This is a genomic window from Brachybacterium sp. GPGPB12, from assembly GCF_038396325.1.
GTDB classification, from domain to species: domain Bacteria; phylum Actinomycetota; class Actinomycetes; order Actinomycetales; family Dermabacteraceae; genus Brachybacterium; species Brachybacterium conglomeratum.
Map to the genome: position 1 here is coordinate 3,600,256 of NZ_CP149573.1, position 12,463 is coordinate 3,612,718.

Consider the following 12,463-nt stretch of genomic DNA (forward strand, 5'->3'; position numbering starts at 1 on the left):
CCCGCGCCGGGACCGATCCGACCACGCACAACGGAGAGCCCATGGATCACGCCACGACGTCTGCCCACCTCACCCTCGGGGATAAGTCCCTCGACCTTCCGGTCGTCCCTGCCGTGGAGGGCAACTCCGGCATCACGATCGGTCCGCTCCGTAAGGAGACCGGCCAGGTCACCTACGACCCCGGCTTCATGAACACCGCGAACGCGAAGTCCTCGATCACCTACATCGACGGCGACGAGGGCATCCTGCGCTACCGCGGCTACCCCATCGAGCGGCTCGCGGAGAAGTCCAGCTACCTCGAGGTCGCCTACCTCCTGATCAACGGCGAGTCGCCCACCAAGGGCCAGCTCGACAACTTCGAGGCCCAGGTCGAGCGCCGCACCCTGCTCGACGAGCGCTTCAAGCACCTCTTCGACGGCTACCCGCGCGACGCCCACCCGATGGCGGTGCCGCAGGCCGGGGTGTCGGGTCTGTCGACCTTCTACCAGGACTCCCTGGACCCCTTCGACGAGGAGCAGGTGCGGATCTCCTCCGTGCGCCTGCTGGCGAAGATGCCGACGATGGCCGCCTACGCGCACCGCATCGCGCAGGGCCATGCGTTGCTCTACCCCGACAACCGCCTCTCCCTCATCGAGAACTTCCTGCGCCTGACGTTCGGCTTCCCGGTCGAGGAGTTCATCGCGGACCCGGTGATCGTGCGCGCGATGGAGCGGCTGCTGATCCTCCACGCCGACCACGAGCAGAACTGCTCCACCTCCGCGGTGCGCCTGGTCGGCTCCGCGCAGGCGAACCTGTTCACCTCGATCTCCGCCGGCATCGGCGCCCTCTCCGGCCCCGCCCACGGCGGCGCGAACGCCGCCGTGATGGAGATGCTCGACGAGATCCAGGCCCGCGACATGGATCCCCGCGACTTCATGGAGAAGGTGAAGAACAAGGAGGACGGGATCCGCCTGATGGGCTTCGGCCACCGGGTGTACAAGAACTACGATCCCCGCGCCCGCATCGTCAAGAAGATCGCCGACGACGTCCTCGAGCGCCTCGGCGTGCAGGACGAGCGGCTCGAGCTCGCCATGAAGCTCGAGGAGATCGCGCTGAAGGACGACTACTTCGTCGAGCGCAAGCTCTACCCGAACGTCGACTTCTACACCGGCATCATCTACAAGGCCATCGGCTTCCCCACCGAGATGTTCACGGTGCTCTTCGCCATCGGCCGCCTGCCGGGCTGGATCGCCCAGTGGCAGGAGATGATCCACGACCCGGAGACGAAGATCGGCCGCCCGCGCCAGATCTACACCGGCGAGGCCGAGCGCCCGTACACCGCGATGCAGGAACGCACCGGCACCAGCGAGCCGCGCCTCGCGGATCTGAAGGCGGAGATGGACAAGCGGCCGCAGCTGAGCGTTCCGGCGGTCCGCCCGCCCCGTCCTGAAGACCCGCGAGGGCCCGTGCGATCACCGATCGTGCGGGCCCTCCGTCGTGCCCGGCGGGGCCGTGCCAGGCGCGGCCCCGCCGCGCCCCTCGGGCCCTCCGTCGCACCCGGCAGGCCCTTGGTCCCGGCGGCGATGGACCGACGTCCTGCGGCTAGCCGGCTCCGATCGTGCGGGGACCTTGGACCCCGGTCAGGGGCCTCGGCGGTGCCTAGCGTGGAGTCATCCACGAAGGGCCCCGCACCGCGGGCCCGCGCCGCGAACAGGAGCCGCCATGAGCACCGCGACCACCGACCGTCCCGCCGCCGAGACCGCCCCGGGCGATGCCTGGGCAGGGTTCGCCCCCGGCCCGTGGCAGGAGACGATCGACGTGCGCGACTTCATCCTGCGCAACTACACCCCCTACTCGGGCGACGCCTCCTTCCTCGCCGGCCCCACCGAGAAGACCCTCCGGCTCTGGGACCACCTCGAGCGCACCTACCTCTCGGAGGAGCGCAGGCGGCGCGTCTACGACGTCGACACCGAGACCCCCGCCGACATCGACGCCTTCCCCGCCGGGTACATCAGCGAGGACGACGACGTGATCGTCGGCCTCCAGACCGACGTGCCGCTCAAGCGCGCCATGATGCCCAGCGGCGGCTGGCGCATGGTCGAGACCGCGATCCGGGAGGCGGGCAAGGAGCCCGATCCGCGGATCAAGGAGATCTTCACCAAGCACCGCAAGACCCACAACGACGGCGTCTTCGACATCTACACCCCGCGGATCCGCGCCGCCCGCTCCAGCCACATCATCACCGGCCTGCCCGACGCCTACGGCCGCGGCCGCATCATCGGCGACTACCGCCGCCTCGCCCTCTACGGCGCGGACTTCCTGATCGCCGAGAAGAAGGCCGCGAAGGACGCCGTCGCGGACCAGGGGTTCTCCGAGCACTGGGCGCGCTATCGGGAGGAGCACGCCGAGCAGATCAAGGCGCTGGCGAAGCTCGTGCGGCTCGGCGAGATCTACGAGCTGGACCTGCGCCGCCCGGCCGCGACCGCCCAGGAGGCCGTGCAGTGGACCTACATGGCCTATCTCGCCTCGGTGAAGAGCCAGGACGGCGCCGCGATGTCCATCGGCCGACTCTCGGGCTTCCTGGACGTGTACATCCAGCGGGACCTCGCCGCCGGCACCCTCACCGAGTCCGAGGCGCAGGAGATCATCGACGCGCTCGTGATCAAGTCGCGCATCGTCCGCTTCCTGCGCACCGTCGACTACGACCAGATCTTCTCCGGCGACCCCTACTGGGCGACCTGGTCCGATGCCGGCTTCGCCGAGGACGGCCGGCCACTGGTCACGAAGACGTCCTTCCGTCTCTGCGCAGACCCTGCGGAACCTCGGCCCCGCCCCGGAGCCGAACATCACGATCTTCTGGGACCCGTCCCTGCCCGAGGGCTACAAGGAGTTCTGCTCCGCGATCTCGATCGAGACCTCCTCGATCCAGTACGAGTCCGACGAGCAGATCCGTGAGCGCTGGGGCGACGACGCCGCGATCGCCTGCCGCGTCTCACCGATGCGGGTGGGCAAGCAGATGCAGTTCTTCGGCGCCCGCGTCAACGCCGGCAAGGCGCCGCTGTACGCGATCAACGGCGGCCGCGACGAGGTCACCGGGAAGCAGGTCACCGAGCCCGGGCCGCACACCCCGATCACGGGCGAGGCCCCGCTGGACTTCGACGAGGTCTGGCGGCGCTACGAGGAGATGCTCGACTGGGTGGTGGGCACCTACGTCGAGGCGCTGAACATCATCCACTACAGCCACGACCGCTACGCCTACGAGTCGATCGAGATGGCGCCGCACGACAGCGAGATCGTGCGCACCATGGGGCGCGGCATCGCGGGCCTGTCGATCGTCGCGGACTCCCTCTCCGCGATCCGCTACGCCACGGTCACCCCGGTGCGGGACGAGACCGGCCTGGTCGTCGACTACGTGACCGAGGGCGAGTTCCCGCGCTACGGGAACGACGACGACCGCGCCGACGACATCGCGGCGACGATCGTGCACACCGTGATGCAGAAGATCAGGGCGATCCCGATGTACCGGGATGCCATCCCGACGCAGTCGGTCCTGACCATCACCTCGAACGTGGTGTACGGCAAGGCCACCGGCTCCTTCCCCTCCGGGCACCGGGCCGGCACCCCCTTCTCCCCGGGCGCGAACCCGGAGAACGGCGCCGACACCCACGGCATGGTCGCCTCGATGCTCTCGGTCGGCAAGCTCGACTACGAGGACGCCCTGGACGGCATCTCGCTGACCAACACGATCACCCCGCAGGGGCTCGGCCGCACCAAGGACGAGCAGGTGACGAACCTGGTCGGGATCCTCGACGCCGGCTTCATGATCGACGACCAGTGAGCCTCGCACCGGCCGGCCGACGCGCCCCGTCGGCCGGCCGACACCCGGCGGCCCCGCCGGACCAGCCCCTCCATCCCCGAACCTGCACCGCACACCCCGAGGAGACCCCGATGACCACCCCCACCTTCGACCAGCGCCTCGCCTCCATGCAGGCGAGCCGGGCCGCGAACAACGCCGAGACCGGCCTGTTCCACGCCAACATCAACGTGCTGAACAGGGACACCCTCGTCGACGCGATGGAGAACCCGGAGGACTACCCGAACCTCACCGTGCGCGTCTCCGGCTACGCGGTGAACTTCGTCAAGCTCACCCGCGAGCAGCAGCTGGACGTCCTGGACCGCACCTTCCACCAGGGCGCCTGAGCGGCGCGCGGACGCGACCGGCGCACAGAGCACACAGAGAAGACAGAGCACAGCGAGCACGGGGGAGGAGCGCAGATGACGCAGAGCATCGACCTGCTGGGCCGGCCCGCCCGGAACCGGCGGGCCGGCGCCGGGATCGACGGGATGGCCGAGGCGGAGCTGGACCGCAGCGGCCGCCTCGCCGCGATCCGGGAGGGCCGCCTCGCCTCGGTCCACTCCTGGGAGCTGGTCACCGCGGTCGACGGCCCCGGCACCCGGCTGACGATCTTCTTCGCGGGCTGTCCGCTGCGGCGCGTCTACTGCCACAACCCCGACACCATGGAGATGCGGCGCGGCCAGGACGTCGAGCTCGAGGAGATCGAGCGGCTCCTGCGCCGCTACCGACGCGTGTTCCGCGCGACCGGCGGCGGGATCACGCTCTCCGGCGGCGAGGTGCTCATGCGGCCCGCCTTTGCCCGCAACGTCGCGCGCCGCGAAGGAGCTCGGCATCCACACCGCGATCGACACCTCCGGGTATCTCGGCGCGGTCGCGAAGGACGAGCCGCTCGCCGACGTCGACCTCGTGGCCGCTGGACGTCAAGAGCGGCGACGAGGCGAGCTACAAGCGCCTCACCGGCCGGGAGCTGCAGCCCACGATCGACTTCGGTGACCGGCTCGCCCGCGCCGGCACCGCGATCTGGATCCGCTTCGTGGTCGTGCCGGAGTGGACCGACGCGGCGGAGAACGTCGAGAAGGTCGCGGATATCGTCGAGCGCTGGCGGGACGTGGTCGAGCGCGTCGAGGTGTCGCCCTTCCACAACATGGGCCAGGACAAGTGGGACGCGCTCGGGATGGAGTACCGGGCGCGGGATGCGGCGCCGCCGTCCGCGGAGGTCGTCGAGCGGGTGCGCGAGCAGTTCCGCGCCCGTGGCCTCACTGTGCACTGAGCCCGAGCGAGCCTCGGACCGGGGCGAGCGCTCAGTGCGCCGGATCCTGATCCGCGGCGCTCAGCGGCCGCTGACCAGCACGACCACCCGCTCGGGATCGCCGCCCTCGGCGTCGCCCCAGGCCCCGGCCTCCTCGCCGTGGGCGGTGCGGTCCCAGACCCGGCCGCGGTAGCTGACCTGCACCACCCCGTCGTCGGCCGCACGGGCCACGGCCCAGTTCGCGAGCGACCAGCCCAGCGTTTCGTCGCCGCCCGGGTCGAGCACGAGCGCCGTCGCGCCGGCGCCCTCGGGCACCTGCGGGGCGGCCCCGGCGGCGGAGTCCAGCGAGGACGTGACCCGCCCGGACTCCGTCGCGCGGGGGAACTGCCGCGCGAGCTCGCCGCGCGCGCAGCTGCTCGGGGAGGCGGTCGCACCGACCTCATCCAGGGTGCACAGCAGGTTCGCGCCGGAGTGGCCGGTGAGGGCCGAGGCGTACAGCCGACCCTCGGTCTCGTGGTCGCGATACGCCTCGGGATGCCCGGAGCGCCGCACCTGCTGGGCGATGTCGTTGATGTCGGCGCTGGTGTAGTCGGGGTAGGTCTCGAGCACGTCGAAGAAGGCGTTGGAGGCGTAAACGGGGTCCATGATCTGCTTGCTCGGTGCCCCAGCCCTGCGAGGGCCGCTGCTGGAACAGGCCCAGCGAGTCCCGGTCGCCGTAGTCGATGTTCTGCGGCTGCGACTCCTGGTACGCGGTCGCCAGCGCGATCGACGCCGCCCGCGGCGGCATGCCCCGATCCACCGCCGTCGCGCTGATCAGCGCCGCGTTCGCGACCCGATCGGTGGTGTAGCGGTGGCTGGTGCCGAGCCCCGAGGCGACGCAGGTGCCCTCGTGGGCGGGGGAGCCGTAGCGCTCCAGGGCGAGATAGGCGCCGCCAGCGATCCCGCCGAAGACCAGCACCATGACCAGAGGGACCGCGAGGTGACGACCGACTCCGCCGTGCGCGCGGCCGCGCGCCCGGGAGCCTCTTCGCCATCCTCGCGGTCCTCCGCCCCTCAGTTGCTGCGTCTCAGTTGCTGTGCAGGGCGGCGTTGAGCTCGACGGTCTGGCCCGCGCGGGCCACCGCCTGCACCGCACCGGTCAGCGAGTTGCGGCGGAAGAGCAGGTTCGGCACGCCGGAGAGCTCCCGCGCCTTCACCACGTGCGGGCCCTGGGCCTCGGCGCCGGGCTCGCCGAGCGGCTCGACCTTCGTGCCGGCGGTGACGTACAGCCCCGCCTCGACCACGCAGTCGTCGCCGAGGGCGATGCCGATCCCGGCCTCGGCGCCGACGAGGGAGCGTCGGCCGATGCTGACGCGCTCGGTGCCGCCGCCGGAGAGTGTGCCCATGGTGGAGGCGCCGCCGCCCACGTCGGAGCCGTCCCCGACCACGACGCCCTGGGAGATGCGGCCCTCGATCATCGAGGCGCCGAGGGTGCCGGCGTTGAAGTTCACGAAGCCCTCGTGCATCACGGTGGTGCCCTCGGCGAGGTGCGCGCCGAGCCGCACCCGGTCCGCGTCGCCGATGCGCACGCCGGTGGGCGCACGTAGTCGACCATGCGCGGGAACTTGTCGAGGCTGAGCACGGTGGGGGTGCGGCCCGCGGCGATCAGGCGCAGGCGCGTCTCCTCGAAGCCGGCGACCGCGCAGGGTCCCTCGGTGGTCCACACGACGTTGGTGAGGGTGCCGAAGAGCCCCTCGAGGTTCTGCTCGTTCGGGCGGACCAGGCGGTGGGAGAGGAGGTGGAGGCGCAGGTAGGCGTCGGCGGCATCGGTCGGGGCGCCCGTCAGGTCGATCGTGCGGACCACGACCTCCTGGATGGTGCCGCGCACCTCGTCGGCCCGTGCGGCGGCGGCCAGTCTGCGCGTGGAGGGGATGGCCGGCGGGGTCAGCAGGAGCCTCGCCGAGCCGCGGCGAGGGGTACCATGCATCGAGGACGGAACCGTCGGCCCCGAGTGTCGTGAGCGCGATGCCCCAGGCGGCGGTGACGGTGGACTCGGATGTCGAGGATGTCATGGTCCGAGTCTACGAATCCTGACCCAGCAGGGGAGCATGCGCCCGTCCGCGCGCGGCGAAGAGCACACCGCGGGGCACCAGACGCCCCGAGCGGGAGGGACCGCGATGTCCGGGGGAACGGTGAGCGAATGACCGACGGCGACGACGCGCACGCGCCCCGCCATGCTCCTCTCCACCGCAACGGCGAGTACCTGCGGTGGTCGCTGGGCGATCTGTCGCTCGACATCGGCACCGGGATCGGCGCCTTCGCCTTCCCGCTGATCACCTTCATGGTCACCCAGTCCCTCGGCACGACGGGGCTGGTCGCCCTGGTGCAGGGGCTCGGCGCGGTCGTCGGCCTGATCCCCGGCGGCCTGCTCGCCGACCGGATCGAGCGTCGCCGGTCGCGTCTGCTCGCCGGGCTCACCGGCGCCCTCGTGCGGCTCGCTCTGGTCGTGGTCTTCGCTGGGCGGCTGGGCCGGTCCCGTGCCGCTGGCCTCGCTCGCCTTCCTGGACCGGTCGCGGGAGACGGCGCTGGGCGGCGCCTCCAACGCCATGCTCAAGCAGATCGTGCCCGTGACGCAGCCGCCGCGGGCCGTGTCGGTGAACCAGGGCCGCGAGGCCGCGGTCGAGATGGTCTCCGGGCCCGTGGGCGGTGCGCCGCTGGGGCTGTCGATCGTGTTCCCGCCGCTCGCGCAGCTGCTGGGGAACGTCGGCTCCTTCCTCGCGACGCTGAGCATGCGCGGCCGGTACCGGCCGAGGGCCGAGGGCTCCCCGCCCACGAAGGTGGTCGACGACCTCCGCGAGGCCCTCGCCTGGGTACGCACCCAGCCGATCCGGCCGCAGATGCTCGCCGTCTCCTCCGCCGTGAACCTCGGTGCCAACGGGTCGCTGTTCACGGTGATGCTGGACCTTGCGGACCAGGGGGTGCCCGCCTCCCGCATCGGCCTGCTGAACACGGCGCTGGCCGCCTCGATCCTGCTCGGCGCCTTCCTCGCCCCGCGCCTGGTGGACACGGTGCCGACGGGGGCGCTCGCGATCGCGCCCGTCGTCCTGATGACCCTGGTCGGGGTGCCGCTGCCCGTGGCGCCCTCGATGGTGTGGATCGCCCTGTGCTACACCGCGATCGGGATCGGCCTGCCCGCCTTCAACGCCTCCGGGCAGGGGTTCTTCACCCACATCACGCCGGTGGCGATGCAGGGCCGGATCAGCTCGCTGATGCGCCTGGTGTCCCTCGGCGTGATGACCTTCGCGCCCGCGCTCGCCGGCTGGGGCCTCGAGGTCGCCGGCGGACGACCACGCTGCTGCTCTTCGCGGCGGTGCTCGCGCTCGGCGTGGTGATCGGCCTGCTCGCCCGCGACCTGCGTCGCCTGCCCGTCTCCGCCCGCTGGGAGCGCCACGCCCGGGAGAGGGGCTACTCCGTCCCGGAATGAGGGGACGAGGTGGCCTCCCCGACCGCACCTCGGCTCACCTCGCCGGCGGCTCCTCGGCCTGCGACACCGGTCCGAACCACTCGGCCGCCCGGCCCCGCCGAGCCCTCCGCTCCCGGCGCCGCCCGCCGAAATACACCGCCGCAGTCGCGGCGACCAGGGCGATGACCCCGCCGATCAGCGGCGCCGGCGCCTGCTCGGTCGCGACGATCTCGGCGGCGCGATGAGCGAGAGCAGCAGCACCGCGGCACCGGCGACGATCGCGAGGACTCCCGCGCCGAGCAGGAGCGCCGGGCCCAGGGACCCGAGGATCACCGGCCCCGCGGACTCGCCCTGCAGCGGCCTGCGCAGCGGCGACCCGCGCCCCAGCTGACCGGGACGGGAGACCGCCCAGTCCAGCGCGGCCGCCCGGTCCCGGCGGCGCGTCGCGACCGCGCCGACGACCGCGGCGAGCACGAGGCACAGCAAGCATCCCGCCGAGCAGCGGACCCGACTCCGCCGCCAGGTGCCAGGTGAGATCCGCGGCCTCCAGGCTCCGCGGCACGGTGAGCACCACGCAGACGAGCGCGCCGAGCAGCAGCGCCCCCTCGAGGAGCCGCGGCGGGAGCCGCCTGGCCGCCCGCTCCGCCTCGGCCGCGGCGCCGACCTCGTCCGCGACCGGGTCCGCGCCCTCCTCGAGCACCACGCGGCGCTCGTCGGCCAGGCGCTCGGCGAACTCCTCGACCGAGCCCGGGGCGCGCAGGGAGGGCGCATAGCGCTCGCGCTGGGCGGCGCTGAGCCAGGCGGTGAGCACCAGCGCATCGGCGGCGGCGCGCTCGCGCGGCGCGCGAGATCGGCGTTGACCACCGCGCGCGCCCGCGCGGCCTGCCCGAAGAGGACCCCGGTGAAGGGTCCGGAGCTCGTGCGCGGCGGAAGGTGTCTCGGCGACGTCGATGACATGGGTCCATGATCCCAGACGGCGCGCACGGACCGAAGGCTCCGCGCCGCGCCGCATACTGGGGGGATGACCCACGCCGCCGACCCCGTCCGCACCGTCGTCGTCATCGGGGCGGGCCCCCGAGGCACCGCGATCGTGGAGCGGCTGGTCGCGGCGTCGACCACGGAGGAGTGGCAGGGGCCGCTGACCGTGCACCTCGTCGACCCGCTGGTGGGGCGCGGCGGGGCCGTGTGGCGCCATGACCAGCCCGAGGTGCCGCTCATGAACACCACCACCTGCCAGACCACCCTGTACCCGGACGAGTCCTGCCATCCGCTGCTGCCCGTCCCGCACCGCGAGAGCCTCGCCGACCACCTAGCAGAGGAGGGGCTCGGCCCCTCCGACTTCGCCTCCCGCGCCGCGCACGGCCGCTATCTCGCGCACGTGCTCGAGACCGCGCTCGCCGATGCGGACCCCGAGCGGTCGCGAATCGTGCCGCACCCCGCCGAGGCCGTGGACGTCACCGGCCCGGCCGACGGACCCCAGCGGATCCGCCTCTCGGACGGACGGGTGTCGCGCGCCGACGCGGTCGCGCTCGCGCTCGGCCACCTGCCCACCGCGCTCGGCCCCCGCTCCCAGCGGCTCGCCGACGCCGCCGAGCGGCACGGACTGGTCCACCTCGGCCCCGCCAACCCGCTCGAGGTCGACTACGCCGCCCTGCTCGGCCGCGAGGCGGTCGCCGTGCAGGGGATGGGCCTGAACTTCTACGACGCGATCGGGATGCTCACCACCGCCGCCGGCGGACGCTTCGAGGAGGCCCCGGAGACCGAGGCGGGGTCGCGCTACGTGCCCGGCGGCGCCGAGCCCGTGCTCGTGATCGGCTCCCGCTCCGGCATGGTCTACCGCCCCAAGCCCGACCTGCCCCAGGAGCGCCTGAGCCCCTACCCGCTGCAGGTCCTCACCAGCGAGCGCGTCCTCGAGCTCGCGGTGCGCTCGGCGGGCGTGGACCACGAGGGGGAGGTGATGCCTCTGATGCTCGCCGAGCGCGCCGTGCCCTGCGCGGGGCCGGGCACGCCGAGCTCGCGAGCGACGAGGCGCTGATCCGCCTGCTGTTCCCCTTCGGCCGCCGCGGCGGGGACAGCGCCGACGCCCACCGTCGCACCCGCGAGGTGCTCGCCTCCGCGCTCACCGCCGCGACCGCGCCCGATCCCGCCTGGGTGCTCGTCCACCGGGTGCTCCTCGCGCTGCGGATGCAGGTCAACCGCCTCATCGACCTCGGCGCGTACACCACCGAGTCGGTGCGCCGCGACATCGACGGCCACCTCCGCAACGCCTTCGCCTCCTGGGCCTCGGGCCCTCCCGTCTTGCGCGCCCGGCAGGTGCTCGCGCTCGAGGAGGCGGGGCTGGTGCGCTTCACCGGCCCGCGCATGCACCTGGACATCGACGAGGAGGCGGGCCGCTTCGCGGTGCGCGGCGGGGACGGGGCCGTGACCCTGTGCGACGGGGTGCTCGAGGCGCATCTGCCGCCCGTGGACCTGCCGGCCTACCGCTCCGCCCTGCTCGGCGCCTGGCGCGAGCGCGGCGAGGCGCAGAAGGACCACTGGGCCTCCCGAGGCTCCCGCCGCCGCATGCTCACCGGCTCCATCGCGGTCGACGGGCTCTACGCCCCGATCGGCACCGACGACACCGTCTACGAGCGGCGCCTGCTCGTGGGAATCCCCGTCTCCACCGCCCAGCCGGGCTCCGCGATCACCGCCGAGCCGGGCACCTCCCCGCGCTCTGCTGCGCCATGCCGAGGCGGTCGCGGTGCGCCTCGCCCGCGCCGGGGGAGCGCTCGCCGCGGAATGAGCCGCCATCCGGGCGTGGCACGATGTCGCACATGAGCACGCGCACCGCCCCCGCCCTGGACCCGTCGGCCGACATCGTCGACCTCACCGCCGCGATCGTCGACATCGAGTCGGTCTCCGGGAATGAGAAGGCGCTCGCCGACGCCGTCGAGCAGGCGCTGGCCGCGCACGCCCCGCACCTCGAGGTGCTCGCGCGACGGGGACACCGTCATCGCTCGCACCCATCACGGCCGGGACCGTCGCGTCTCGCTGGCCGGCCATCTCGACACCGTCCCGGTCGCCGCGAACCTCCCCTCCTCGAGGCGTCTCCGCGAGGGCCGCGAGGAGCTCGTCGGCCGCGGCGGCTGCGACATGAAGGGCGGGGTCGCGGTGATGCTGAAGCTCGCCGTCGAGGCGGCCGACGCGCCGATGGACCTCACCTGGCTGTTCTACGACCACGAGGAGGTCGCCGCGGCCGACAACTCCCTCACCCGCCTCGCCGCCGAGCACCCCGAACACCTCGAGGCCGACTTCGCGATCCTCGGCGAGCCCACCTCGGCCGGGGTCGAGGGCGGGTGCAAGGGCACCATGAAGCTCGAGGTCACCGCCCGCGGCGTCGCCGCGCACTCCGCCCGCGACTGGGTGGGCGACAACGCGATCCACCACCTCGCCCCGGTGCTCGAGCGGCTCGCGCGCCTATGAGGCGCGCCGCGCGGTGATCGACGGGCTCGAGTACCGCGAGTGCCTCAACGCCGTCGCGATCACCGGCGGGATCGCCGGGAACGTCATCCCCGACCGGGCGAGCGCCACCCTGAACTACCGCTTCGCCCCGGACACGAGCGTCGAGCAGGCCGAGGCGCACGTGCGCGAGGTCCTCGCAGGCCTGGACCTCGAGATCGAGGTGACCGACGCGGCGCCCGGCGCGGCCGCCGGGCCTGGACACCGCCGCCGCCCGCGACTTCCTCGCCGCGCTCGGGGAGAGGTCCCGCTCGCCGCGAAGCAGGGCTGGACCGACGTCTCCCGCTTCTCGGCCCTCGGCACCCCGGCGGTGAACTTCGGGCCCGGTGACCCGCCGCTGGCCCACACCGACGACGAGCACGTCCCGGTCGACGACCTCACCCGCGCGCTCGAGGGACTGCGGCGATACCTGCTCGGGGCCTGAGCCCGGCGGTCCGAC

Annotated in this window: 7 protein-coding genes and 5 pseudogenes; 9 read left to right on the plus strand and 3 right to left on the minus strand. The window is 73.0% G+C overall.

Annotated features, from left to right (window positions below):
* Positions 1-41: 41 nt before the first annotated feature.
* The 4 genes and pseudogenes from WKH84_RS20930 to pflA all read left to right on the plus strand — a co-directional run.
* Positions 42-1,388, plus strand: a pseudogene (locus WKH84_RS20930) (citrate synthase); the annotation flags it as partial.
* Between the two features lie 313 nt (positions 1,389-1,701).
* Positions 1,702-3,817 (plus strand): annotated as a pseudogene (locus WKH84_RS20935) (pyruvate formate lyase family protein).
* 110 nt (positions 3,818-3,927) lie between these two features.
* The gene (gene grcA2, locus WKH84_RS20940) at positions 3,928-4,179 is read left to right on the plus strand and encodes an autonomous glycyl radical cofactor GrcA2 (protein ID WP_341854978.1); all 252 of its coding nucleotides are present in this window, start codon (positions 3,928-3,930) and stop codon (positions 4,177-4,179) included.
* A gap of 75 nt (positions 4,180-4,254) precedes the next feature.
* Positions 4,255-5,105 (plus strand): annotated as a pseudogene (gene pflA / locus WKH84_RS20945) (pyruvate formate-lyase-activating protein).
* Positions 5,106-5,165: 60 nt separating this feature from the next.
* Here pflA and WKH84_RS20950 read toward each other — a convergent pair.
* Positions 5,166-5,729, minus strand: a complete 564-nt coding sequence (locus tag WKH84_RS20950) for a hypothetical protein (RefSeq protein ID WP_341854979.1) — start codon at positions 5,727-5,729, stop codon at positions 5,166-5,168.
* A gap of 77 nt (positions 5,730-5,806) precedes the next feature.
* Here WKH84_RS20950 and WKH84_RS20955 point away from each other — a divergent pair, with 77 nt between their 5' ends.
* On the plus strand, positions 5,807-5,932 hold the full coding sequence (locus WKH84_RS20955) for a hypothetical protein (protein WP_341854980.1): 126 nt from the start codon (positions 5,807-5,809) through the stop codon (positions 5,930-5,932).
* A gap of 219 nt (positions 5,933-6,151) precedes the next feature.
* Here WKH84_RS20955 and dapD read toward each other — a convergent pair.
* Positions 6,152-7,135, minus strand: a pseudogene (gene dapD / locus WKH84_RS20960) (2,3,4,5-tetrahydropyridine-2,6-dicarboxylate N-succinyltransferase).
* A gap of 465 nt (positions 7,136-7,600) precedes the next feature.
* Between dapD and WKH84_RS20965 the strand changes: the two are divergent.
* Positions 7,601-8,455, plus strand: coding sequence for a hypothetical protein (locus tag WKH84_RS20965; protein ID WP_341854981.1), 855 nt, complete (start codon positions 7,601-7,603; stop codon positions 8,453-8,455).
* 126 nt (positions 8,456-8,581) lie between these two features.
* Here the strand turns inward: WKH84_RS20965 and WKH84_RS20970 are convergent, their stop codons facing one another.
* Entirely contained in the window at positions 8,582-9,337 is a 756-nt protein-coding gene (locus tag WKH84_RS20970; RefSeq protein WP_341854982.1) for a hypothetical protein, read from the minus strand.
* Positions 9,338-9,547: 210 nt separating this feature from the next.
* On the opposite strand from WKH84_RS20970, the gene WKH84_RS20975 reads away from it, so the two are divergent.
* From WKH84_RS20975 to dapE, 3 genes and pseudogenes are all read left to right on the plus strand, one after another.
* Positions 9,548-10,561: an FAD/NAD(P)-binding protein gene (locus WKH84_RS20975; RefSeq protein ID WP_341854983.1), complete on the plus strand. Its 1,014-nt coding sequence runs from the start codon at positions 9,548-9,550 to the stop codon at positions 10,559-10,561.
* Between the two features lie 68 nt (positions 10,562-10,629).
* On the plus strand, positions 10,630-11,343 hold the full coding sequence (locus WKH84_RS20980; protein ID WP_341854984.1) for a hypothetical protein: 714 nt from the start codon (positions 10,630-10,632) through the stop codon (positions 11,341-11,343).
* Positions 11,340-12,448, plus strand: a pseudogene (dapE, locus tag WKH84_RS20985) (succinyl-diaminopimelate desuccinylase). Before WKH84_RS20980 ends, dapE begins: the two are co-directional and overlap by 4 nt.
* Positions 12,449-12,463: the final 15 nt, after the last annotated feature.

What these genes read in the sequence shown, in the direction of transcription:
- grcA2 (WP_341854978.1), top strand. Translation starts at nt 3,928, where the DNA reads ATGACCACCCCCACCTTCGACCAGCGCCTCGCCTCCATGCAGGCGAGC.
- WKH84_RS20950 (WP_341854979.1), bottom strand. Translation starts at nt 5,729, where the DNA reads ATGGACCCCGTTTACGCCTCCAACGCCTTCTTCGACGTGCTCGAGACC.
- WKH84_RS20955 (WP_341854980.1), top strand. Translation starts at nt 5,807, where the DNA reads ATGTTCTGCGGCTGCGACTCCTGGTACGCGGTCGCCAGCGCGATCGAC.
- WKH84_RS20975 (WP_341854983.1), top strand. Translation starts at nt 9,548, where the DNA reads ATGACCCACGCCGCCGACCCCGTCCGCACCGTCGTCGTCATCGGGGCG.